The sequence below is a fragment of the Alteromonas infernus genome, assembly GCF_902705815.1.
In genome coordinates this window covers 58,222-83,245 of the sequence record NZ_CACSIG010000007.1, presented here as the reverse complement: position 1 = coordinate 83,245, position 25,024 = coordinate 58,222, and the positions used below count along the sequence as shown (strand labels likewise).

Sequence of the window (25,024 nt, the reverse complement as noted above, 5' to 3'; positions counted from 1 at the left end):
TGATTACCCGACATTATTAAGACTATTTCGTGATCGTAAATCGCTACTTATGATCACAGGTTATAAGCCGGATGCAGTAGTGCAACGGCTGATGGCCTATTACATCGTAGCCTGATAACAGCCACTGTAACTGCTGTTCACTTACATTCAGATGCTGTAAGTTAGCATCGACAGGCCACTTGAACCGATGCTTCTCGAGACGTTTGTACCAAAGCGCAAAGCCCGTTTTATCCCAATAGAGTATTTTGAGCTTATCGCGCTTTTTATTGCAAAACACAAACAGCGCATCACGAAAGGCATTGAGCTCCATGTTCTGTTCGACCACTACAATCAAGCCATTAATCGATTTACGAAAGTCGACGATATCCATGTATAAATAAACGTCGGCAGGCTCAACAAACATCTTCATTCAGCTAGTGCCTTCATCACGGTAGCAAGCCAGTGAGGGCTAACATTCGTTGGCACGCTAAGATGAGCGCTCCCAAGTTGCAGAAGAAGTTCGCCACCGGTCTCATCGGTGTGTGACTCAACCTTTGTTACTTCACGTTTGACGTGAACGAACTTGCTGTGAGTACGCTGAAGACGAATATCACGTCGCCTGGTGTAGTAGGTTTGGACATTAATCTGTTGCTGGCGGCAAAACGCCACCGCTGTGAGTCCACTTTGTTTTTGTTGCTCAAATAAATTGAGCCAGTCTTCTACTTCTCTTCGTTGATGATGCGCCATGGTCATTCTCCTTAACAAAGAGAGCACCATGACGTAGAAAACCTATGAATTGAATGTGGGGATTACCGGACGGACACCGTGGGGATTACCGGACGGACACTATCAAGCAGCATGAGATTGGCGTTAAGATAGACGACATCTGCCGCGAGATGGGTATTTTATCAGGAATATCTTAGAATTGGCGCAGCGAGTATGCGTGCGCCGAAGTCGATGAAGCAAAGCGCCTAAATAGCTTGAGTCTGGAAACGCTAAGCGATAAAGGGTGCTAACTCGCAACCTTCTCGAAGTTGAAACCTAGCTATGTATCTTCAATTATTATGCTTTACCATCGAGGATTGCAGCTTATAGTAATTTGTATGTAAGGGAGTATAAAGGCTATATTTACACGGAGATAGAAAGGCGGCCTCGATACTTTTTTTGAAGTCAAATCTAATTCCGCATTTTAGTTGCACTCATCGTTGCCAGCTAAAATAATATCTAATTCTTCAGGCTGGTCTTCTGATGTTCTGTTATCAAGAAGCGTCTTGCAAGCAGGTGGCAGTTCATTAACTGTACAAGTTGTACCTTCATCATATAAGCTGTAGTCCTTGCAGTATAAATCATGGCTCGTTAAATGGTTGATATGGCCTTGATTTGCTTTGTACAAAATAAATCTTGCTAAGTTACGTTCTTTCCATGGGACTCCAAGGTTGATGTTTAGCGATTCGTTTTTAACTATGTCTATAGCTTCGCTAATAATTTTATTTCGCTTACTGACTCTTTCTGTGAACTCAACGAAGCCAGTAATAGTTATCGCCGTAAAGCCTATGAATGTGATAGAGACATAAGTTAAAAACTTACTTTTCTCAGTTGACACAATGTATATAGGAAAAACAAGATAAATTAGATAGTTATAATAAGAAAAGATGTTAGAAGCGCCAATTGACTGGCTTACTAAAAGACAGTAAAGCGCCATAGGAATACAAGACAATATTAGAATGGCATAGAGGTCAAATCGAGCCCTAAGAGTCATAAATACCAAGATGGCAGAAATGACAGCCAGTTCTATATAATTCTTACCAACATACGCTGCAAGGCTCTTGTCTCTTTTCGCTACATAATCAGGGTTTATTTCTCCACCAAGAAGGAAGAATGAGAGAAGCCATAGCAAGCATGGTATAAGAAATAACGTCTCTATATAGCTTAAAGGGCTTTTTAAATAATCGATAAATACTGAATAGTTGAGGGCTTTTAAAGCTTTAAAGTTTGTTAATATAAAAAATAAGCCTAAGAACGAAGCAGCGTAAAGTATCGTAGTTTCTTTAAAGTAAAGCGATACAAAAAATGATGATAGGGAAAGAAATAAAGCTAGTTTTTTACCCAAAATACCCCTCATGCCCAATCTAAGAAAAAGAACACTTGTACAGAAAAACAAAAGAATATTTCTCTCAGAATAAATTGCCGAAGAGTATATATTAACTACGGGAGGCGCAATCGCAATTAAACTCAGGAAAACAAGCCTTCTGTTTTTAGGGATAAAATCAAATGCGAAGTAGGCTATCGTTAATAAACAAATAAAGTGGAGAATCAAATACACTTTTAACGCAGTAAAACTGTTAAAAACCTTCAGTAAAATGGCATTGTCTACGTGAGATAGAGGGAAGAACCGACCATTCCATATTCGTAAACTTATTTCATTTTCTATGAGAAACCTTAATTGCACAGACATTGAATCATAGTCGACACTAAAGTCTGTGAAGTTATATGTGCTCAAGCAAATCGAAAAAACACCGGATATCAACATAAGAAATAAAGCTGTTATTGAGACATCTTTGTCTTTTATATCTGACTTATTAGAAGTCTTTAGTCTGTCGAGGTTAACTGAGGAAAACTGACTAGCTAGATAAAGAAGTACTAAAGAAGCGAATAAAAATATGACAAGAGCTGCTGATGTAGGCATCCAAATCCCTTTAAGTGAATCAACAGATTTAGTCTGTAAAAGACGGTAAGTTAATCGAGTGAGCAAGGTTAAACTCGATAATAGTATAATGCCAGGATTAACTGCTGTTTGGTAGAGCTTTATCACGAAAATAAACGAAAATGAGACATTACCTTAAGTCGAGCTTCGCATATTCTATATCTGATGTTCACTCTTTTTCCCACAAAATTTCGCCATTATCAGCTATATAGGGTAGCGGTAATGTCTGTCACTCGTGTAAACTACCGCTTTTATTTCAGGCAAGCCTTAGCGCACAGAATAATTCTTCCTATGCTTTGGTCATGCAGTCATCATGTAAATTGAGGAAAACATGGAGCTTGACGCTATTATCAATCAGGCACTGAAATTAAATTCTTATCTTGCATCACTGGCGTTTTCGTTGTGATAATTCTCCTGAATTAGCACCAATGCACAAAATAAGGTCAGCGCCTTCTAAATTGCAAATGAGAACTTCTTGATTGTAGTTTACAACAAGTTGCAAATTGCCAAAGGACTCACTTTTCTTTCTACCTCATTTTCTTTTTGAACAATGTCCAATAGTCATTTGCGATTTTTTCGATACTGTAATCGAAGCTACGTAATTTTGATTGCTTACTATAATGCTCTACCACCTCTGGTGTCTGAAAACAGTTGATGGCGTCGGTGAGCATTGCCGAACTATTTACAGGCACTAACACTCCGTATTCAGCCATCTCCAGACCGCGCGCCGAAAAAGCATGGTTGCCGGCTAGAATTTCCGCAGGGCCGGAAGGGCAATCAGACATAATAACTGCTTTACCTAGGACCATTGCTTCTAGCAGTGCGTTTGGAAAACCTTCATTGGTTGAGGCAGAAATGTAGTATTTTGCTCGCGAAATTACCGCGTAGGGGTTCTTAGCATAGCCAAGTAGCATAACCCTATCATGTGCTTTTATTGCTGAAATATATTCGACTAGCTCTTTTTGCAACTCACCAGTTCCTAGCACGACCAATGGAGCAGGCTCTGAAGATGCGAGAAAGGCATTTATTAATAACTTTGTGTTTTTACTTTTAGTGAGTCTACCAACGGATACTACAAATTCACCGGGTAAACTAAATTCCGGTGATTTCTGACCAAGCGCGATTATATCTTCAATCGGATAGGGGTTAAATATTGTAGCAGCACGTCGCTTGTCTACATTATAGGTGCTAACTAAGTTCTCTGTTACGCCCGTCGACACGCCTAAAGCTGTGCCAGCCAACCGATAACATATCTTAGGTATGATATCAGCTATTATTCGTTTAACACCAAAAAACTGATTGTCAAAGTGGCTACTTAGGTGCATGCGTTCGCAAATGACAGTAGGGTAATTATGTACCAACTTGCCAACAATAGCATTGCATACATTGGCTCGAACCAAGAAACTCACACATAAGTTTGGTTTTATGCTTTTGACATGACGATAAACGTTTAAAATACTCAAAAACAAACTTCGTTTACTGTTTGCAACGATAAGATTAACATTTTTTGGAAGTTCTCGCACAATAGGCTCGTCGTCCAATAAGAGAACATGAACTTCGATGTCTTGGTATAGATTTTCTTGGCTTAAAATATTTACCAGTGCTCGCTCTGCCCCCCCATAGCCAATAGAATTAATAATAATTAGTAAGTGCTTCATAGAATGTTGTAACAATTAAAAAAGCCAAGATTGCATATGCTTAATAAATTTTCAATGCTTTCTATTTTCCATTATTATTTAAAACTAGCTTCATGATGGTGAATTACGCGAGAAATAGCTATCAAAACTATCAAACATTGTCGAGCTCGTTTTAAAGGGATTTATAAGTGAAAATTGCGCTTTACCAACCATGGATCTATCTGCACGGCGGCTTGGAGAAAAGCTTATTAGAAGTTGTTACCCGCTCTCAACACGATTGGGTTGTTTTTACAGGGCATTATGAGCCGGAAAATACATTTCCAGAGTTCAAAAATGTTGATGTACGGGTATTGAACTCCACTTCCGTAGAACGAACGCTATTTGGTACTTTGATTAGTGCTTTTCAAATTGCTCGGCAAAAAATTCCGGCAGAAGATTTTGACGCTGTAGTTGTATGGTGTGACGGCTTAGGCGACTTTATTTCATTTCGTAATCATTCGTTACCTCTTATGAATATTTGTAGTACGCCATTACGTGCAGCATTTGATCCTGTGTATGAAAGACAGGTATTAGCTAATAGCGGCTTTTTGTATCATCTCAGTTATAAGCTTTTTAAATTTGGCTTCAAAATAGTAGATAAAGCTGCATGGCGGTACTTCGATAGTATCATTACTACAAGCACCGAAGTAAAAAACAGAATTATTGAAGGCGAGCTTTGTACTGATGAATCTAGAATGGTGATGGCATATCCAGGCATTGAATTCAAAAGTAGCCTTGAAGATGTGACTTACGAACCATTTATTCTTTTACCCGGCAGAATTATGTGGACTAAAAATATTCAGCTAGCTATTTCTGCTTTTCTCAAGGCTGATTTAAATACCCCTTGGAAGTTGAAAATTGCCGGTTTCCTTGATGAAAAAAGCCAAACATATTTAGAAGAGTTAAAAGAGCTAGCAAATCATTCATCTAATATCGAGTTTATTATTTCACCCTTACATCAAGAGTTGAGCTTACTGTATAAGCAAACTGCTTTTTGTTTGTTCCCCCCTTTAAATGAAGATTGGGGTATTGTTCCTTTAGAAAGTATGAACCACGCCAAAGCAGTGATTGCTAACGCAAGTGGCGGACCGAAAGAGAGCATTGAAAATAAAAAAACGGGCTTTTTACTTCAGCCAGAAGTGGACGCGTGGGCAGAAAAAATAAGATTGTTAGCTGGAGATATTCCACTTTGTAAGAGCATGGGTATCAATGCTAATGAGAGGGTCAAATCTTTTTCATGGAGTGAGTTTGTAAAACGAATTGATAATACCTTGTCTAACATTATCAAAGAGTAACATCCTAGTGTTTAGAACTATTAGCTGATAACTTCACTAAATATGTTTTCTTTCGCTGTGCTTATTTGTTTGCGGCTCTTATTACATATTTTACTGTGAGTACAGTTTTCATTTACCGTGTTTATGTGATTTCCCTCCAAAATTTCGCCATTATCAGCTATATAGGGTAGCGGTAATGTCAGTCACTCGTGTAAACTACCGCTTTTATTTCAGGCAAGCCTTAGCGCACAGAATAATTCTTCCTATGCTTTGGCCATGCAGTCATCATGTAAATTGAGGAAAACATGGAGCTTGACGCTATTATCAATCAGGCACAAAGCCAGATTGACGCTGCACAAGATGCAGCTACATTAGACCAAGTTAGGGTCGAATTCATGGGTAAGAAAGGTAAACTTACCGACTTACTTAAAGGGCTTGGAAAGTTATCTAACGAAGAACGTCCTGCCGCAGGCCAAAAGATTAACCAAGCTAAGCAAGTTATTCAGCAAGCTATTTCTGCAAAAGGTGAGTTTTTACGCACTGAAGAGCTAAATAAAAAGCTAGCAGAAGAAGCCGTGGATGTAACTTTGCCTGGTCGTACAGAAAAGCCAGGAAACTTGCATCCGGTAAGCCGCACGATTGCGCGTATTGAATCTTTCTTTGGAGAGCTTGGTTTTTCAGTTAAGACCGGCCCTGAAATTGAAGATGGTTTTCACAACTTCGATGCACTGAACATTCCAGCGAATCACCCAGCGCGTGCTGACCACGATACGTTTTACTTCAACCCAGACATGATGCTTCGTACGCAAACCTCTGGAGTTCAAATTCGTACCATGGAAACGGAAAAGCCGCCACTGCGTATTATCTCGCCAGGGCGCGTGTATCGTAACGACTACGATCAAACGCACACGCCAATGTTCCACCAAGTGGAAGGTTTGATGGTTGATAAGAACGTTAGCTTTACCGACCTTAAAGGTATTTTGCACGACTTTTTACATCACTTCTTTGAAGAGTCACTAGAAGTTCGCTTCCGTCCGTCTTATTTCCCGTTTACTGAGCCGTCAGCTGAAGTCGACGTAATGGGTAAAAACGGTCAGTGGCTTGAAGTATTGGGCTGCGGCATGGTGCACCCAAATGTACTTAAAGCGGTGGGTATCGACCCAGAAGAGTACACAGGTTTTGCCTTTGGTATGGGCGTAGAGCGCTTAACTATGCTTCGTTACGGTGTTAACGACTTGCGCGCGTTTTTTGAAAACGATCTTCGTTTCCTTAAGCAGTTCAACTAAGGCAGAGAGTACACATGAAATTCAGTGAAAAATGGTTAAGAGAGTGGGTTAGCCCGTCGCTGTCGGCACATGAGCTGTCTGAACAGTTGAGCATGGCTGGCCTTGAAGTAGACGGTGTTGAGCCAGTAGCAGGCGATTTTAAAGGCGTGCTAGTAGGTGAAGTGGTTGAGTGCGGTCAGCACCCGAACGCCGATAAACTGCGCGTAACTAAGATTAACGTAGGTGGCGATGAGCTACTTGATATCGTTTGTGGTGCGCCTAACTGCCGCCAGGGCATCAAAGTAGCAGTTGCTGTTGTTGGCGCTGTATTACCTGGCGACTTTAAAATTAAAAAAGCGAAGCTTCGCGGCGAGCCGTCATTCGGTATGCTATGTAGCTTCTCTGAGCTAGGTATTAGCGACGACCACGATGGTATTATCGAGCTTCCAGCCGATGCACCTATTGGCGCAGACATTCGCGATTACCTGGGTCTTGATGACAACGCTATTGAAGTAGACCTTACACCAAACCGCGCAGACTGTTTGGGTATTCGCGGTATTGCCCGTGAAGTTGGCGTGCTTAATAACCTTGACGTGTGCGAGCCTGAAGTCGCTGGGGTAGATGCAACTATTGATGATAAATTATCAATTACGTTAAGCGCTGACGACGCATGCCCACGTTATTTGGGCCGAGTGGTTAAGGGCGTTAACGTTAAAGCAGCATCGCCATTGTGGTTAGTTGAAAAGTTACGTCGTTGCGGTATTCGCAGCATCGACCCCATTGTAGACGTGACTAATTTTGTATTGCTAGAGCTTGGCCAACCAATGCACGCGTTTAACCTTGCCAGCATTGAAGGCAACATTAATGTGCGTATGGCGAATGAAGGCGAAACGCTTACGCTACTTGACGAGACCGAAGCTAAGTTACAAAGCAATACTTTAGTTATTGCTGATGACAACAAAGCGTTAGCTATGGCGGGTATTTTTGGTGGCTTACATTCTGGTGTAACTTCTGAAACACAAGACATTTTGCTTGAAAGTGCGTTCTTTAGCCGTGATGCGATTATGGGCCGTGCCCGTCAGTACGGTTTGCATACCGATGCGTCGCACCGCTACGAGCGTGGTGTAGACCCACAGCTTCAGCGTAAAGCCATGGAGCGCGCTACTGCACTGGTACTTGAAATTTGCGGGGGTGAAGCTGGCCCTGTTGTTGAAGCAGCGGCTGAAGACAAGCTACCTAAGCAAGCTACGGTTAAGCTTCGTCGCGAACGTTTGTCTCGCGTACTAGGTATTAGCATTGACGATGCGAAAGTAACGGAAATGCTAAACCGCCTTGGTTTAGAAGTAACGCAAACTGAAGCCGGCTGGGAAGCAGTTGCGCCAAGCTATCGTTTCGATATTTCAATTGAAGAAGATTTGATTGAAGAAATTGCGCGTGTATACGGCTACAACAACATTCCAAACGTGGCACCAAAAGCGACGTTGGCAATGCTGCCTTCGCAAGAAGCCAAGCTGCCGTTAAACACAATGAAGTCATTGCTTCTAAGCCGTGGCTACAATGAAGCAATTACTTACTCGTTCGTAGACCCTAAAATTCAAAACGCATTATTCCCAGACGTAAAGGGTATGGTGTTACCACACCCAATTTCATCTGATATGTCGGTAATGCGTGTAAGTTTATGGCCGGGTTTGCTAGGTGCTACTGCTTATAATCAGAAGCGTCAGCAGCAACGTGTTCGCATGTTTGAAACCGGATTACGCTTTATTCCTCAACAAGATGCGCCAAATGGTGTATTGCAACAGCAAGTAATTGGTGGTGTAGTAGCAGGGCGTCGTAATGAAGAACATTGGGACTTGGGTGACAGCCCGGTTGATTTCTTCGATGCAAAAGCCGACGTTGAGGCGTTATTGGCACTTACAGGCAGAACCGGTGAGTTCCAGTTCGTTACAGGGCTACACAGTGCGTTACACCCTGGCATGACGGCAAAAATTTTGCTTAATGATGAAGAAGTTGGCTATATTGGTGCTATACACCCGCAGTTCACTAAATTGCTTGGTGTTAACGGCCGTGTATTTGTGTTCGAACTAGTGGTAGATGCCATTACTGAGCGCAAGTTACCGTCAGCCGTACCAGTATCGCGCTTCCCATCGAATCGCCGTGATATTGCTATTACGGTTAAAGATGAAGTGCGTGTAGGGAATGTTCTTTCTTACATAGAAAATATTGGCGTAAATCAACTAGTTGCTCTAAACTTGTTCGATGAGTACAAAGGCAAGGGAATTGAGCCTGGCTATAAGAGCCTTGCTTTGTCACTTCATTTACAAGATCCGGATAAAACCTTGGAAGAAGCTGAGATTCAGCAAGCTGTAGATACTGTGGTTAAAGGTCTGGAATCTGAGTTTGGGGCCGCGTTAAGAGAGTAAACTATGGCATTGACCAAAGCCGAGATGGCTGAACACCTATTCGAGAAACTAGGCATTAACAAGCGTGATGCGAAGGATCTGGTAGAGCTTTTTTTCGAAGAGATTAAAGGCGCTCTGGAATCTGGTGAGCAAGTAAAACTGTCAGGTTTTGGCAACTTTGACCTGCGTGATAAAAATGAACGTCCTGGCCGCAATCCAAAAACCGGTGAAGACATTCCAATTAAAGCACGTCGTGTGGTTACATTCCGCCCGGGTCAAAAACTGAAAAGCCGAGTTGAAAACTCAGAGCCTGTCGACCAATAATCTTTAGGTCGTTACAATACTGAAAAAGAGCGAGATCTCTCGCTCTTTTTGTATTGCTTCTTTTATACAGTGCTTTCGCACTGGCTTTCATATGCAATATCTTTGGAGGAAAGTGTGAAAAAAGCACTTGTCGTTCTTGCTATTATTGTTGCTGCTACGTTTTCATGGTTTGCTTATCTGTCGCTAGATGCAGACAAACGAGACCAAGACGCAGCGCAAGTTCCGCTAATCACAGTCATGGAAATTCTTCACGCCAGCGATTTGCAGCAAGGTGTAAAGCAAGCGGTTAAAGATGGGAATGTTGAAGCTGTAAATTCATGGATGGTACAAGCTCGTGAAGTAGGGCAGGCTGCCAACTTGTCACCTGAAGATATGGATTATCTTAGCTCGGAAACCGCCGAAGACTACGTCGTATTCAATGCTAAGCGCCAGCTGTACAACGAAGCGTTTGAAGCGCGTTATTATGCGTTGGAAGAGGTAGAAACGCTTAAAGAGCAGTATCCGGAAGCCAAGGACTTGTTTGCTCGTACTGATGCGTTGATTGAAAAGCGTGACGCTATTATTCAACAAATTGCTGTCGCTATTTCAGGAAGCGAACAGCCCGATGATGCGGCGCTTCAAGAAGCACGCAAGCAGTGGCTAGCGAAATCGAGCAAATAAGCAGCTTTTAGGGCTGCTTTTCTCTACAGACTAGTCTATCTCGTCTTTACACTGAATTCTTAACTCTGCGCTGTAATGGCGGCAGTTGCATAACTAAATGCCTGAGATGTTAGTTTTTGGTTAAGTTGCTAATACGCTCAGTGTTGATATTAAATTAACTGAACTAACCTACCGAGATATCCGCAAACTTAGCACCGGTAAGTGTTGCTAAGTCAGCCGGGGAAAGCGCCACTTCTAACCCTCGTTTTCCCGCACTCACGTGCATAATAGCAAGGCCTTCGGCGCTTTTGTGAATAACGCTGGCTAACCGTTTTTTTTGGCCCAAAGGGCTTACACCACCTAACACATAGCCTGTTGCTACCATCACCGCGTTGGCCTGCGCCATTTCTACTTTTTTAACACCTAGTGCTTTTGCCATTTTCTTTTCGCTTAGCTTGGTGTTTACGGGTACCACGGCAACTGCAAGCTTATTATTGTCTGTACTAACCACTAATGTTTTGAATACGGTGTCTGCATTAAGGTTAAGCTTTTCAACGGCTTCTAGCCCGTACGATGCCGCATTGGCATCGTGTTCATATTTTAATACCTTGTGTGCTATTCGCTTTTTCGTAAGTAATGTAATGGCAGGTGTCATTCGGCTTCTTTCTTATAAAAGACTCGGCTGTGTATGGGCTTGCTGGGTAACAAGGGCGTTGCAGCATGCACTGCGTAGTCGTTAAACCCTGCTGTAAAAAAATCTGACAGTGGGTGGCCCGATTGCCCGCCAGGTAAGGTGAGGATTGCGTCTTCAAGGTGGCCAGGGCTTACAAAAAATCGTTCAGACGCACCAAATTTAGGCGCTTGAACGGCGGGCATATACGTATCGCCAAAGCCTTCCACTTGCTGCATGTTTAACATGCTTCCTACTAATGGGATTTGACTCGCGAAGGGGTGTTCTACTGAGAGGGCATTAACCTTGCCCCATGCTAACGTTTCCATATCGGCTTCAACTGGCGAATACTTATCTAGCAGTTTGTGTTTGGCGCGGCGGTAGGCATCCACAAGCAGTTCGTCGAAGCTTTCAGTGTCGGCAGGTAGCCAAGAGCTTGGCTGACTGTGAATTAATTGCCAAGTGGCGGGCTCTATGCCCCTTAATAGCGTTCGGCTGTTAACTCCTTGTTTGTCTAACGTTGAAAGTAAGCCGCCAAAGAGCGTTTGCACCACTTCCTGCCTAAAGTATTTCACCAGCGTATAACCTACGGAGTCTTCGCAGGCACATTCTTTCCATGCGTTTAAATAGGCAAGGTCTGGCTTAAACTCAATGTCTTGCATATTTAACAAGCCATACAGTAAATGCTGCCAGGGAATAAGAAACTGCGCATGATTATCTAGCTGAATAGCGTAAAAGTCGGTTTCATTGAAGGTGTCTTTCTCAAACAGCCTATCTCTTATTTGCTGTCCGCGCGCACCTAGCGCGTAGCCACCGTTACCCCACACTTTCGTGTCTTCTGCCGATACCACGCGAGCGTTCGCGGTCCAGATCCTACCCATACTTGGGTTAATAACTTCAGGTAAATTAGTTGCGCGTTGAGGGGAAGTGTTCGCTGTATTACTTTCTTTAATTGCCGTAAAAGTAGCGCGTTCTCTTGCCATTACTGCGCCCCCTGGTAACCAAGCCGCGCTGCCGTCTTTATCAACAATGACTAAGTTTTGGGTGGGAATGGCTATGCGTTTACCGGTTTTAACCGCGGCATCAACACTGTTCGCTGTACCAAAGTCCACAATGCCTAAGTTAGCGGCAAAAGGGTGGTGGGCCACCCAATTTAGGGCGTAGCGTTTGCCGTTCAATTCCCTCACTGGGCCAAACTGACTCACATCGAAGGAAAATTCATGTTCACCATCGGGCAAAGGAATGCGTTCAGTAACAGTTGTTGTTGCTGTGTCGTCATCCAGCGCAATCCAGTCTACGTTATCTAAATTTGCGTTTGTAAAGCCCCATGCTATATGCCCGTTAGTGCCTACAACAATGCCGGGTAACCCGGGTAGCGATACGCCCGTTACTTGTACATTTTTACCCGCGTCTTGATAGTTAAGCTGTGCTCGGTACCAAATTATTGGCACACGAAGGCTTAGGTGCATATCGTTGGCTAAAAGGCCTGCACCTGTTGACGTGTGTGCACCTGTTACTGCCCAATTATTACTGCCAATATCCGGTAGTTCTGCGGCATTGTACTGGGCGCGCGCTATAGCTGTGTCTTCTTTTGGGGTACCTACATCTGGTTGAGGCGTTGTAGTACGAAGAGAGGCTGGGTAGGCCGGTATGGGCGCGTCGAGTAAAGGGATTTCGCTGGCATCAAGGGCCGCCTGATAGTTACTTGGCTGAGTAATAAAACCGTATACGTCCTGCCCGAAGGTTGAAAGCAATGCTTCTCTGGCTAAGTCAAGCTCTACCTGGCTACCTTGTAAGTCCATATACATGCTGTAAATAACAAGGATGCTGTCGGTAGGGCGCCACTGCACCACGTCCACACCCGCGGCTAAGTATTCAAACGGCGGCAGGGTGTATTCAGATAGCGCATCGTTTACGCCATGAGCGTAGCGTACTAATAGCTCTTGTTGCCTAGCGGGCAAGTTATCAAATACGGCTTTTGCGCGCTGCTCGAACTGGTGGAACCGCGCTTTTTTGTCAATATCAAGGGCAATGTCACCCACCCATTGGGACAAATTGCCTGAAGCTGTGCGCCGCTGAAGATCCATTTGAAGGAAACGGTCTTGGGCGTGAGCAAAGCCAAGCGCGTAGGCGGCGTCGAAAATGTCGTTGGCTTTTACCATCGCGTGGCCTAAATCATCGCGACTGAGCTCAGTAGGCGCGTCTACGTGATAAGTGGCACTGTTTCCATTAAGAGCGGGCAGGCTTAGGCGCAGCGAAATATAAAGTGCAATAGCAGTAACTGAAAGCAGCGTTAAAACACCAAAAACCAACCACTTGATCCAATTTATCACGTGTAAAACTCCCTATTTTTCTCTATCCTAACCACAGAACTTGCAAATTTGAAGTGATGTTTTATGACAAATATTAAGGTGGTGCTGTGGGGCCGTTAATGTTGGACTGTCAGGCCGAAGAACTCTTGCCTGAAGAAAAGGAAAAGTTAGCACACCCAGTGGTTGGGGGCGTAATTTTATTTACCCGAAACTATCACGATAAGCGCCAGTTATCTGCCTTGGTTCAAGATATCCGGCGTTTTGCTAAAAATAACGTGCTTATTGCTGTGGATCACGAAGGTGGTCGCGTTCAGCGTTTTCGCGACGGGTTTACCGCAATACCGGCAATGGGCGATATTTTACGGCAGTCTGAACATCAAGATGAAAGCGCGGCATATGCAAAAGCGTGTGGTTTAGCGTTAGCTTACGAACTAAAAACGCTAGATATCGATTTTAGCTTCGCACCGGTTCTCGATATTAATGGTGTGTCGCAAGTTATTGGCGATAGGGCGTTTAGTGATAATGCTGATGAGGTTATTCGCCTTGCTACACAGCTTATTCAAGGGCTAAAAACCGTGAACATGCCTGCTATTGGGAAGCACTTTCCCGGGCACGGCAGCGTAGCTCCAGATTCCCATATTGCTTTACCTGTGGATGAGCGCGGTTTTGACGAGATACGCCGTACGGATATGGTGGTGTTTGAACGCGTTATTGAACGTGCGCTGCTAGATGGCGTTATGCCCGCCCACGTTATTTATAATCAAGTTTGTGACAAGCCGGCTGGTTTTTCTTCAACGTGGCTAAAAACCATTTTGAAAAACGATATAGGTTTTAACGGTGCCGTGTTTTCTGATGATTTGTCGATGCACGGTGCAAGCGTTGCGGGAAGCTATGTTGAGCGCGCTGAAGCAGCGCTTGAAGCTGGGTGCGATATGGTACTGGCGTGCAACAACCCGAAAGGCGCGGAGAGTATTCTAGATGGTTTAGAGGCACGCTTTTCAAACCCGAATAACAGTGACGTAGCAAGGCAAGAGCGTGTGATGGCACTGTATGGGCGAGTGATGCCCGCCGGGCTTTACGATAAGTATGAAAGCGCAGTGGCCCTTATTGCGCGGTTAAGTGAACGATAGTACCGGTTACACCGGTACTTCATCTACCCCGGCTTCTATGTTTAAGAAGCGCGCAAAGGTGAACAGAAAGTCGCTTAGCCGGTTTAAGTAGGCGTGAACCACTTCCGGTACATCGTAGTGTTTTGAAAGGCTAATGACCGAACGCTCGGCGCGACGACAGACCGCACGACAAACGTGAGCCTGTGCTGCGGCTTTGCTTCCGCCTGGCAAAACAAATGACGTATTGGGCGGCATTTGGCTAGTAAGGGAGTCGATAGCGCTTTCAAGCTTTTCAACGTCGTTTGGGGTTAATGTAGAACTTGCTGAAATGGCAAAGCCAGCTTGAAAGAGACTGCGCTGAATGTCGTGTAGCAGAGAATTATGCGTTGCTGGTACATGGGCAACTAACAAGCCAATATGACTATTGAGTTCATCCATATCGCCATAACTTTGCACAACTAAGTCGTCTTTATCAACGCGAACGGCTTTGTCGGCATAAATTTGCGTACTGCCTTTATCGCCAGTACGAGTATAAATTTTCATAAAATCTTACCTAAAGCTAATTTTTTGAAAGCTGCTTCTTAAAAGCGAGGCTAAAACGAGTAGCCTTTACCGGTCTTAAAAGAAACCCACCAATGTGGTGTCTTCAGCCTGCCAATCTTAACCGGGCCCTTTCTAACTAGGCACTGGTTACTCGTCGTTGCCGGTGGAAGGGCGCTGGTATCGGCGCACCTGAACGACAAAACCAAATAAAGGGTGGTCGAAATAATGTAGCTGGGTACTAATAATTCGGCGTTGCTCTACAAGTGGCACCGACACTAACCTGTATTCAGGGGGCGCGGTATTTTCCACTGTGCTGTCATCTTCGCTGCTAAAGTAACTCAATGGCACGGGCTGTCGGTAAAACATTTCACTATCAACGTGAAGGTAGGGCACGCGGTTAATATATTTAAGGAATACTTTAATGGTACCGTCAATTTCCCAAATAGGCGTTCTTAATGACCCATCGCCTGCGCCGTCTTCGCCTTGCTCAACAATTAACGGCCCATCTAGCGCTTTAAAGGCGTTAAACGCAATGGGTTTAGGTTTTTCCAATCGGCGCTCTAGCGCGGTAAAGAGGTCTTGTACTGCCACTAATTCCGACGCTACGTTACTGCTTTTGCTGCCGTCTGGCATACCTTGCACGCCTTGTGCGTTAGGCACATTGGCAGATATTTGAGCGTTATTGGCAGCAGTATTAGTGGTATTAAAAGTGGTGCCGGTTTCTGTGGTTAGCGACGCGGTGGCATCGTAACCAAATTGTGGGTTCTCATTTAACCCATTGTCTGTCGCGTTAGTTTGTATATCTTTGCGCATCTCGCCGGAAAGGTTGTACTGCTGCGCATAATTTTGACCACCGAAAAGCCTCACTTTGAAGGCATTGTTTTTCCCAAACATTACGGGCTGACGCCATGTAGCGTGGAATAAACGCTCTAGGTCTCGATTCGAGCGAATTTGGCGAGAAATCGATGACAAGGCCTGTTCGTTACTGGTAAGTAAATGCGCTTTTGACGCTAACGGCCAGTCATGACCTTCTACAATTATCGGCAAATCAGCAGGCGCAGGCATTCTGTTATCCGGGTAATGGGCTTTCCATACGATAGCGGGTTGTAGCGCGTCGCTACTGGCCTCACTGTCGCTGACGTCGTCATTTACCGCAGCAGTTGCGCTGGCAAGGGTGGTAAACTCTACGCTAAGCCACGGCTTTTCTTCTTCGCAGTATTTGAATTCTGGAACCTGTATGGGAGTGCTGTGCTTAATGCCGAAAAACGACGCCCAATAGCCCGCGATGGTTTCAGCATTCGGAGCCGGCGTTAAATTTTCTTCGGTATCAAACGTACTGCTGTAGAAAGCGCGTGCAGCCGGAAGATCGATTTGTGGCAGATTAAACAACGCCTCGTTCGGCCACTTTACCGTGGTATCTGCCCCACAAACCGCTAAGCCCTGTTTTAAGTAGCTAATATCAGGTGAAATAATATCACTGATGATGTCTGCCTGAGCGCGCGGGGCCGATAGGTTGTCAGCCAGCGAGAACTGCTCTTCTAGCTCTGTTAGTGCCACGTTGCGCTTAAATGCAATGACTTCAACATCAAACCACCAATTATCATTGGCAAGTGCAGGGGTTGAAACAGTATTTAAGAAAATTGCGCCTATCGAGGCAACTAACGGGCACCAGCGAGATAACTTCATGTTACCGCGACTCCTTTGCAAAATCGGCAATAATATCGCTAATGAACGCAATTCGCGCTTTAGCTGTGTCGGTCTTTTTCACCAAACGCAGTTTTTGGCTGCCTTCAAATTTGAAGGTGTTCGGCTTGGTTTGTACAAGGCTAATAATATAGCCCGGATTGACCTTCGTGTTCTCTTTGAACTCTATGGTACCGCCTTGTGCCGACAAGTCTACTTTTAGAATGCCTAAATCATGGGCTTTTAGTTTGATTTCAGCCACTTCAATTAAGTTCTTCGCCGGCTCTGGCAGCAGGCCAAAACGGTCGATACATTCCACCTGGAACTCATCAATGTCATCTTGCGTCGCACAGCTCGCCAAGCGCTTATACAGTGATAAGCGTGTGTTTACATCGGCAATGTAATCTTCCGGTAATAGGGCAGGAATGCGAAGCTCTACTTCGGTATGGCCAGACATCGCATCGTCTAGCGACGGCTCTCTGCCGTCTTTAAGGGCATTAACGGCTTTATCAAGCATGTCCATGTAAAGGCTAAACCCTACGCTTGCGATTTGACCCGATTGGTCGTCGCCTAAAAGCTCGCCTGCACCACGTATTTCTAAATCGTGAGTAGCCAGTGCGAAACCTGCACCTAGGTCTTCTAACTGAGATATCGCTTCTAAGCGCTTCACGGCATCTTTTGTCATGCGCTTAGGGTGCGGCGTTAGCAGATACGCATAAGCTTGGTGATGTGAACGGCCCACACGCCCGCGCAGTTGGTGAAGCTGCGCTAAACCTAAATGGTCGGCTCTATCCATAATAATGGTGTTCGCACTAGGTACATCAATGCCCGTTTCGATAATAGTGGTACACACAAGCACGTTGTAGCGCTGGTGATAAAAGTCGCTCATCACGCTTTCTAACTCGCGCTCGCGCATTTGACCGTGCCCCATTGCAATGCGTGCTTCGGGAACAATTTCGGCAATCTCTTCTACGGTTCGTGCAATACTTTCAACTTCATTGTGAAGGAAGTAAACCTGACCACCGCGTAAAATTTCACGCATAATGGCTTCGCGAATAACCGCTTTATTGCGCTGCTGCACAAACGTTTTAATAGACAAACGACGGGCAGGGGCGGTGGCGATAATCGACAAGTCGCGCATGCCGGAAAGGGCCATGTTTAGGGTACGTGGAATAGGGGTTGCGGTAAGCGTGAGAATATCAACATCGGCGCGCAGCGATTTCAGTTTTTCTTTTTGGCGAACACCGAAGCGGTGTTCCTCGTCTATTATGACAAGGCCTAAGTCTTTGTACTTTATATCGCTAGAAAGCAGTTTGTGGGTTCCCACGACAATGTCTACTTTACCTTCGCCAATACGTTCAACCACCGACTTTTGCGCTTTACCGCTAACAAACCGGCTCATTACTTCTATTTCGAACGGCCAGGCTGCGAAGCGGTCTTTAAAGTTTTCATAATGCTGCTGAGCAAGTAGCGTTGTAGGCACCAAAATAGCCACTTGTTTACCTGCATTTGCGGCAAGGAAAGCGGCGCGCATGGCAACTTCAGTTTTACCAAAGCCTACGTCTCCGCATACTAGGCGGTCCATCGCTGACGGGCTGCCCATATCATGCATAACCGCTGCAATAGCTTGGGCTTGGTCGGGTGTTTCTTCAAAGGGAAAACTATCGGCAAAGGCTTGATAATCGTCCCAGTTAATCTTGTATTCGAAGCCGGGTTTCGCCGCGCGGCGTGCGTATACGTCTAACAGCTCAGCGGCTACGTCGCGTACTTTTTCAGCCGCCTTTTGCTTTGCTCTTGTCCACGCGTCTGAGCCTAAGGCGCTAACTGGCGCGCTGTCTGCATCGCCACCGGTGTAGCGAGAAATCAAATGAAGCGAGGCTACCGGTACATATAATTTCGACTGTTTAGCGTATTCAATACACAGATATTCTGTGGTTACGCCACCCGCGTCGAGGGTTTGTAGCCCTAAATAGCGGCCGACGCCGTGATCTAAGTGCACCACGGGTTGGCCAATAGAAAGCTCGGCCAAGTTGCGAATAATGGCGCTTTCATCGGTAGCGGTTCTTTTATCACGTAGGCGACGCTGGCTAACCTTTTGGCCTAGCAGCTCGGTTTCAGTAATAAACAGCAGTTCGCCTTCCTCGGTTTGCCAGCGGAAGCTGTTATCCACCATGCCAACCGTAATACCAATACTGTTGTGGCTTGCGATGAAATCACTGTAACTGTCTACGATAGTGGGCTTTATGCCGGCTTTAGCAAGCACCGTCAGCAAGCCTTCTCGACGGCCTTGGGTTTCTGCACAAAACAGTACTTTAGCCCCGTTGTCGGTGGCGTGGTTTACTGTTTTAATTAAACGCTCGGCAGGCACTTTTTTCTGCGAGTTAATGGCAATGTCGTCAAGCTTTTCGCACTGTAAATTAGTGGTGCCCGGCTTTTCTTCAAGTACGGCGTTGGTTAACGATGCACGGGGCCACTGCTTAATTGCGCCAAACAGTTCGTTTATAGGTAAAAAGAGTTCATCAGGCGCAAGCAGGGGGCGCGCTAAATTATATCGATACTGCTCGTAGCGCTCTTGTACGTCGGCCCAGAAAAACTCACTGGCGTCTTGTACATCGCCGTGAAGCAGCAGCAGGCTCTTTGGATGCAGGTAATCAAACAGCGTTGCGGTGTTTTTGAAAAACAGAGGAAGGTAGTATTCCACACCGCTTGGCATTGTGCCTTTGCTAACCTGGGAAAATACGCTTTCTGACGCGTTGTTCGCATCGAACTTTTCCAAAAACTGCTGCCGGAAAAGCGTAATGGCCTCTTTATCGATAGGGAATTCACGGGCTGGCAACAAACGTATTTTATTGACTGACTCGCCAGAACGCTGGGTTTCAGTATCGAAGTAGCGAATAGAGTCTATTTCATCGTCGAATAAGTCGATACGAAACGGTTGGTCGCTTCCCATTGGGAATAAGTCGATAATACTGCCGCGCACAGAAAATTCGCTATGGCTCATTACTTGGCTTACATGTAAGTAGCCGGCTTGCTCTAGGTTTCGTCTGAATTGGTCTCTGTCTAACGTGTCGCCCTTGTTTAGCATCAGTAAGTACTTAGCCAAATAGTCGGTGGGCGCTAGACGCTGCATTAGCGTGTTAACAGGAACAATGAAAATGCCATCGCCTTGCTGAGTAAAACGAAACAGGGTTTCTAAACGCTGGGAAACAATATCCTGATGGGGCGAGAATGAGTCATAAGGCAGCGTTTCCCAGTCAGGGAAGAGAGTAATGGGCGTATTATGCTTATTATCGCTTAAGAAAAACGCTATTTCTTTTTCAAGCTTCATCGCCGAAGGCGTGTCGGCGGTGATAAGTACAATAGGGCCTTTATACTGGCTAAGTGCTTGACTGATACATAGCGCGGCGCTGCTGCCTTGAAGCTGGCCCCAATGCTTGTGGTCTTGTGAAGCGGCTTCTTTTTTAGGCGCAGGTAATGGTAGCGATAATAAAGTGGCTGTCATGACGTCCTGTTTGTTTTAGTGCAAGAGGTTTTTTACGGCTTATATACTGTTATTGGGGCAAATTAGGATCCCGCTTTTTTATCTTTTGACCGTTTTCGCAGCTGCTGGGTTTGAATATGCAAGCTTGCGCGAACCAGAAGCTCCTGATCTTGCTCTCGTATCGTGTTAAAAATAAAAGCAATATGGTAACTATCTTCAACTTGCTCGCAAGTAATTACTTCACCGTAACAAAAAATAGCGGCAGCTTCGGCATCTAAGAAAAGCTTAAGTTCCGCCTGAGTGCCTACCTCTAGTTTGTCTTTTGATTCGATAATAACGCCACCACCGCCAAGTTTCACCGTTTTGAAGCGGTGTTCGGGCTCATCTTGCTGATGCAAAACAAACGACATCATTAGGTCGATTTTTCTCGACTGATGATTGAGATATTCGGCGAGTGTCTCAGCGTGATCGCCAAGGTTTCTTAGCGGGCGAATAGCCTGGGCTTCCAATGCGGCCATTTCGCTTGCGATGCGAAAGGCATAGGGCATTGACTCTTCAAGGTTATCTTCATCAGGTACGGTTTCATTAGCACCTAGAGGACGCACGTTGGCGTTAACGCAATAGGCGATTGAGAAGTATTCATCGAATTGGGCTTGTTTTTGTTCTTGGCTAAGTTCGCTCACATCATTCCTCTGCCACTAATTCTTGTGCAGCCAGTAGCTTACACGTAGTATACCCACTTTACTATTTTGGGGTTACCCCGTCATCTCGCCTTTGGGCTACTTATCTGAATAATTTATTCAATAAGCATAGCCAAATGTAAGGCAGATTACCGTATTACTGAAAAGCAAGGCGCTATGTTTTATCCTGTTTCTGCATTCATTGCCTATCGTTATGCTAAATCTAGCAAATCCAGCCAAACCAGTTTTGTCTCTTTCATTAACCGATTCTCGGTAGCCGGCATTGCCTTAGGCTTAATGGCACTAATCATCGTAGTGTCGGTAATGAACGGCTTAGAGGGCCAGCTAAAACAACGTGTTTTAGGCATCGTGCCGCACATAGAAATTACAAAGACACCAGAAATTACAAAGACACCCACCGAAATTACGAAGACACCCACGACAACAAGTAAAGACGCAACACTTACAAAGACACCCATCGTAAACAAACAAACCCAAAAGCTTACAGAGACACCCACCTCAACAGTCACTAAGCCTCCCATTTCTGAAGACGATAGCTCGAAGCTTACAAAGACACCCACCGTAAGCCCTCAATCTCAATCGGCTATGACAGTAGACGCGCTTAGCAAGACACCCATCAAAGGGGTGGTAGCAAGCATGGCATATCGAGAAACTGAAGCTGTCGTTCAGTCACGTTCAGATCTACGCGGCGTTCAAGTTCACGGTGTCGAGCCCGGCGTGATGCTAGAGCACACTCTTGTGGCAAATCACATGGAGCAGGGAAGATTTAACGATTTAGTTGAAGGAAGTTTTTCTGCCATTATTGGCCGCGCCCTTGCCATAAAACTTGATGCGAGGGTTGGCGACAGGCTTCGCGTAATGGTGGCGGGGGCAAGCGTTTATACGCCCTTTGGGCGAATGCCGAGTCAACGCTTAGTAACAATCGTGGGTGTCTTCGATATGGGGTCGCAAATGGATGACAAGGTTATGTATATGAACCTAAAAGATGTCAACCGGTTGATGCGAGACCCAAAAGGCAACGGTCAGTCGCTACGTTTGTTTTTAAACGATGCGTTTAACTATTTAGCGGTGGTTGATCATTTAACCGATACGATGGGTGTCTCTGTAAGCAATATTAGAACGTGGCGTGAGCGCCAAGGGCCATTATTTGATGCTGTGAAGATGGAAAAAAACATGATGACGCTTATGCTGCTGCTAATAATAGCGGTAGCGGCATTTAACATTGTGTCTGCGCTGGTGATGGTAGTAACTGAAAAGCAAGGTGATATTGCCGTATTGCAAACACAAGGCATGCTACCTGGAACTGTTATGTGGATTTTCGTACTTAACGGATTGTTTAACGGCATAAAAGGAGCGGGCATAGGCCTTATCTTAGGCGTCGTTATTACGCTTCAATTGAATAACATTTTGGATTTGATTGGTTCGCCATTAGCACTTGCGGCCGATGGAAGCGGTTTGCCTGTAGAAATGGACGCTGTACAGATTGCTGGTATTGCGTTGCTCTCGCTGCTTCTTTGCGTGCTTGCAAGTGTGTATCCGGCGCGAAAAGCAATGAAAATAGCCCCATCTCAAGCACTTCAAAACGAATAATGGGGTGAATTAACCGTGCAAATCGACGCGAAATTCACTATACTCGCGGTCTTTTAAATTTCGCCCAGTGAGACGTCATGAACAAGAATTTTATCACCTCGCAATCGCTTCTACAGGATTCCTTTCGCTTAGCGGCAAAGGTGTATGAAGATGGCTTTCGCCCTGACTTTATTATCGGTATTTGGCGTGGTGGTGCTCCAATTGGTATCGCGGTTCAAGAATTCTTTGAATTTAAGAATACGTCTACCGACCACATTGCAGTGCGTACTTCGTCTTACTATGGTATTAACCAGCAATCGAAAGAAATCCGTGTTCACGGTTTGCACTACCTAGTTGAAAACGCCAATGCAGACGACAAGCTACTGATTGTTGACGATGTTTTCGATTCTGGCCGTAGTGTTGATGCGCTTATCAAGCAAATTAACAAGCTAATGCGCTTGAACATGCCTAAAGATATTCGTATTGCGTGCCCATGGTATAAGCCACAAAACAATACCACTGACATTGTTCCAGATTATTACGTTAACGAAAGTGACGAGTGGTTAGTATTCCCGCATGAAATTGCAGGCCTTTCTGAAGAAGAAATTCGTGAGGGCAAGGGTGAGCTTGCTGACGTTATGGACATATTATTTGATAAATAAGCATTGAACGCTTAGGTATCATCACCAGACGTATTGAAACCGCACTGTTGTGCGGTTTTTTTATGCGCTAGTTTCGTTGGGAAGGCGAGGGTAAAAGTCGTACCCACGTTTACTTCGCTTTCTACCGAAGTGGTGCCACCCATGGCTTCAACAATAGAAAATGAGATATAAAGCCCTAAACCTGTACCTTTGCCGGTGGGCTTTGTAGTGTAAAAAGGTTCAAACAATTTTTGTAAGGCATGTTTTTCTATTCCGCAACCCGTGTCTTTAATAACCACAACTGTATTGTGGTTTTCCGTATCATTGTATGAAGTGATTGTGAGCGTGCCGCCATCGTTCATGGCTTGTGCTGCATTTACGAATAGGTTAACCAAGACTTGGTTTAGTTTGCCTGTTCTCCCCTTAACAGGAAGCACATTGTTTAACTTTTGCTGAATTTTTATTCTGTGCTTTAGTTCACTATTTACCAGCCTAAGAGCGTGACCAATGCAGTCATTAACGTTTATCGTCTCATCGTCTTGAACATCCGCGTCATGGGAAAACGAGCGCAGGCTGGTGATAATATCAGTGACTCGAACAAGCCCGTCTTCAGACTCGCTACAAATATCTGCAATTTCGTCGCTCAATGAATCGATTCTGTTCTGTGTTTGCCAGGCTATGGCTTCTGCAGTCAGTTGGGCGCGTTCTTCATCACTTTGGCTTTGTGACAGTTTAACCACAATATTTTGCATTTGAGATAAAGCTGGCAACACATTTCGCAGAAAATGGATGTTACTATTGATAAAGGCTATGGGGTTATTGATTTCGTGTGCCACACCTGCCGCAAGCAAGCCTAGCGACGCCATTTTTTCTGAGTCGATAAGGCTTTTCTCTACTTGTGCTTTCTCCTCTTTCAGCCTTACTGTTTCAAGAGCCATTAATTTAGCGTGCATACTCATTGCAATTTGTTCAGTAAACGTGCGGTAGCGGTTGGCCATGTCTACATACTCTTGTGTGTAATAGCCAAGCGATTGATGGCAAAACACGATAACGGCTTGCTGCTGGTGCACGTTAAACGGGCAGTAAAGTACAGAGGTGACTTGAGTGTCAAATAGCGAGAGATGTTGCTGCCAAATAGGTTGTTGTCTGATATCAAACAGGGCAACGGGCGTACTTTTGACCGCACGGGATAAGGTTTCGTCAATTTCCCAAACGGTATTAAGAAGCGGCGCGTAGGTACTGTTAATGCAAGTCATACGCTTTGGCCCTTCGTTTTGTAGCACAAAACATACTTCGTAATTGTACAGACCTTTAAAGACACTGAACATTTTATGGTACAAGTCTTGTTTATCTTCGGCGGTTAGCAGCGCCTGTGTTCCTTCTAACAAAGCGTCGCTTTCTTTTTTGTGCGCTTCAGCTTGTTGTTTCAGCCGATAGACAAGCGCAAGCTCTTCTAAAACGTTTTCATAATCTTTATTCATTGGGAAAACACTACTGCTGAAATCATGAGATTGCCGTGCCTGTTTTTGCCGTCAAGAAAACGACCTTGTTCGCCAAACGTAAAGGGGCCGCATATTGGAAGAGATGCAAATTTTTCTTGTAGGGAGCAAAGCATATTGTCTATTTCGTCGCCCACCATAAGCCGGCAACCCGCACAATAGATCATAAGCACGCCTATGGGCTGTCGATTTTCGGGTAAAAGCATAATGGCATTGTTAATGACTCGCTCGGCGCGAGAGGTAAGGCTTGAAATACTACCTTCCATCAACACTAAATCTTCATTCTCTTCCACTTCAGAAAACATGTTTAGCGCGCCATTCGCCTCTGTAGAATCTGGATGGCACAGTAAATAGCTCGTTGCACCGTTTTCTAGTGCTACTGGCCGGCCCAGTGGGGCCGAAGACGTAAGCGTTAAAATTTGCCCGCCTTGCAGTTGTTGTTCGATTAAACGGTTTGTTGCCTGATTATAAATATGGCTGGCGGGTGAGCCGTCGAGCTCGCTTAGTTGTCGTCCGCACGCTTTTGACACTCTAAACACGGTATCAGTTGGTT

The 25,024-nt window shown here is 45.0% G+C and carries 20 protein-coding genes; 8 read left to right on the top strand and 12 right to left on the bottom strand.

Features of this window, described 5'->3' with window-relative positions; translation table 11 throughout:
- Window positions 1-43: 43 nt before the first annotated feature.
- From tnpB to ACX5J7_RS01815, 4 genes are all read right to left on the bottom strand, one after another.
- Window positions 44-409: an IS66 family insertion sequence element accessory protein TnpB gene (tnpB, locus tag ACX5J7_RS01830; RefSeq protein ID WP_498705893.1), complete on the bottom strand. Its 366-nt coding sequence runs from the start codon at window positions 407-409 to the stop codon at window positions 44-46.
- Entirely contained in the window at window positions 406-726 is a 321-nt protein-coding gene (gene tnpA / locus ACX5J7_RS01825) for an IS66 family insertion sequence element accessory protein TnpA (protein ID WP_013784481.1), read from the bottom strand. The genes tnpB and tnpA overlap by 4 nt, the downstream gene beginning before the upstream one ends.
- A gap of 442 nt (window positions 727-1,168) precedes the next feature.
- On the bottom strand, window positions 1,169-2,665 hold the full coding sequence (locus ACX5J7_RS01820; RefSeq protein ID WP_498705890.1) for a hypothetical protein: 1,497 nt from the start codon (window positions 2,663-2,665) through the stop codon (window positions 1,169-1,171).
- A 545-nt stretch (window positions 2,666-3,210) separates the two neighbouring features.
- A complete protein-coding gene (locus ACX5J7_RS01815; RefSeq protein ID WP_498705889.1) occupies window positions 3,211-4,341 on the bottom strand; it encodes a glycosyltransferase in 1,131 nt (376 codons plus the stop codon).
- Between the two features lie 167 nt (window positions 4,342-4,508).
- Here ACX5J7_RS01815 and ACX5J7_RS01810 point away from each other — a divergent pair, with 167 nt between their 5' ends.
- The 5 genes from ACX5J7_RS01810 (at window position 4,509) to ACX5J7_RS01790 (ending at window position 10,284) form a co-directional block, all read left to right on the top strand.
- Window positions 4,509-5,654: a glycosyltransferase gene (locus ACX5J7_RS01810; protein ID WP_498705887.1), complete on the top strand. Its 1,146-nt coding sequence runs from the start codon at window positions 4,509-4,511 to the stop codon at window positions 5,652-5,654.
- A gap of 284 nt (window positions 5,655-5,938) precedes the next feature.
- Window positions 5,939-6,919 (top strand): phenylalanine--tRNA ligase subunit alpha, encoded by a 981-nt coding sequence (pheS, locus tag ACX5J7_RS01805; protein ID WP_498705885.1) that lies wholly within the window; start codon window positions 5,939-5,941, stop codon window positions 6,917-6,919.
- 14 nt (window positions 6,920-6,933) lie between these two features.
- Window positions 6,934-9,321, top strand: coding sequence for a phenylalanine--tRNA ligase subunit beta (gene pheT / locus ACX5J7_RS01800; protein WP_498705884.1), 2,388 nt, complete (start codon window positions 6,934-6,936; stop codon window positions 9,319-9,321).
- A gap of 3 nt (window positions 9,322-9,324) precedes the next feature.
- On the top strand, window positions 9,325-9,624 hold the full coding sequence (gene ihfA / locus ACX5J7_RS01795) for an integration host factor subunit alpha (RefSeq protein ID WP_012518129.1): 300 nt from the start codon (window positions 9,325-9,327) through the stop codon (window positions 9,622-9,624).
- A gap of 114 nt (window positions 9,625-9,738) precedes the next feature.
- Complete coding sequence (locus ACX5J7_RS01790; protein WP_498705881.1) at window positions 9,739-10,284, top strand: hypothetical protein; 546 nt, start codon at window positions 9,739-9,741, stop codon at window positions 10,282-10,284.
- Window positions 10,285-10,447: 163 nt separating this feature from the next.
- On the opposite strand, the gene ybaK is transcribed toward ACX5J7_RS01790, so the two are convergent.
- Window positions 10,448-10,918: a Cys-tRNA(Pro) deacylase gene (ybaK, locus tag ACX5J7_RS01785; RefSeq protein WP_474115796.1), complete on the bottom strand. Its 471-nt coding sequence runs from the start codon at window positions 10,916-10,918 to the stop codon at window positions 10,448-10,450.
- The gene (locus ACX5J7_RS01780) at window positions 10,915-13,266 is read right to left on the bottom strand and encodes a penicillin acylase family protein (RefSeq protein WP_498705880.1); all 2,352 of its coding nucleotides are present in this window, start codon (window positions 13,264-13,266) and stop codon (window positions 10,915-10,917) included. Before ACX5J7_RS01780 ends, ybaK begins: the two co-directional genes overlap by 4 nt.
- Before the next feature lie 98 nt (window positions 13,267-13,364).
- Here ACX5J7_RS01780 and nagZ point away from each other — a divergent pair, with 98 nt between their 5' ends.
- Complete coding sequence (gene nagZ / locus ACX5J7_RS01775) at window positions 13,365-14,375, top strand: beta-N-acetylhexosaminidase (protein WP_498705907.1); 1,011 nt, start codon at window positions 13,365-13,367, stop codon at window positions 14,373-14,375.
- Window positions 14,376-14,381: 6 nt separating this feature from the next.
- Here the strand turns inward: nagZ and ACX5J7_RS01770 are convergent, their stop codons facing one another.
- From ACX5J7_RS01770 to ACX5J7_RS01755, 4 genes are all read right to left on the bottom strand, one after another.
- Window positions 14,382-14,897 carry a cob(I)yrinic acid a,c-diamide adenosyltransferase gene (locus tag ACX5J7_RS01770; protein WP_287150717.1) on the bottom strand — a complete coding sequence of 172 codons (516 nt, stop codon included), beginning with the start codon at window positions 14,895-14,897 and terminating at the stop codon, window positions 14,382-14,384.
- Window positions 14,898-15,044: 147 nt separating this feature from the next.
- Window positions 15,045-16,583 (bottom strand): CsiV family protein, encoded by a 1,539-nt coding sequence (locus tag ACX5J7_RS01765; RefSeq protein WP_498705879.1) that lies wholly within the window; start codon window positions 16,581-16,583, stop codon window positions 15,045-15,047.
- A gap of 1 nt (window position 16,584) precedes the next feature.
- The gene (gene mfd, locus ACX5J7_RS01760) at window positions 16,585-20,082 is read right to left on the bottom strand and encodes a transcription-repair coupling factor (RefSeq protein ID WP_474376546.1); all 3,498 of its coding nucleotides are present in this window, start codon (window positions 20,080-20,082) and stop codon (window positions 16,585-16,587) included.
- 62 nt (window positions 20,083-20,144) lie between these two features.
- Entirely contained in the window at window positions 20,145-20,744 is a 600-nt protein-coding gene (locus tag ACX5J7_RS01755; protein ID WP_012518137.1) for a PilZ domain-containing protein, read from the bottom strand.
- Window positions 20,745-20,918: 174 nt separating this feature from the next.
- On the opposite strand from ACX5J7_RS01755, the gene ACX5J7_RS01750 reads away from it, so the two are divergent.
- Together ACX5J7_RS01750 and ACX5J7_RS01745 are read left to right on the top strand one after the other, a co-directional pair.
- The gene (locus tag ACX5J7_RS01750) at window positions 20,919-22,352 is read left to right on the top strand and encodes an FtsX-like permease family protein (RefSeq protein ID WP_498705878.1); all 1,434 of its coding nucleotides are present in this window, start codon (window positions 20,919-20,921) and stop codon (window positions 22,350-22,352) included.
- Window positions 22,353-22,429: 77 nt separating this feature from the next.
- Window positions 22,430-22,993 carry a phosphoribosyltransferase gene (locus tag ACX5J7_RS01745; RefSeq protein WP_015066922.1) on the top strand — a complete coding sequence of 188 codons (564 nt, stop codon included), beginning with the start codon at window positions 22,430-22,432 and terminating at the stop codon, window positions 22,991-22,993.
- A gap of 11 nt (window positions 22,994-23,004) precedes the next feature.
- Here the strand turns inward: ACX5J7_RS01745 and ACX5J7_RS01740 are convergent, their stop codons facing one another.
- The gene (locus ACX5J7_RS01740; protein WP_498705875.1) at window positions 23,005-24,453 is read right to left on the bottom strand and encodes a GAF domain-containing sensor histidine kinase; all 1,449 of its coding nucleotides are present in this window, start codon (window positions 24,451-24,453) and stop codon (window positions 23,005-23,007) included.
- Window positions 24,450-25,001: an FIST C-terminal domain-containing protein gene (locus ACX5J7_RS01735; protein ID WP_498705873.1), complete on the bottom strand. Its 552-nt coding sequence runs from the start codon at window positions 24,999-25,001 to the stop codon at window positions 24,450-24,452. The genes ACX5J7_RS01740 and ACX5J7_RS01735 overlap by 4 nt, the downstream gene beginning before the upstream one ends.
- Window positions 25,002-25,024: the final 23 nt, after the last annotated feature.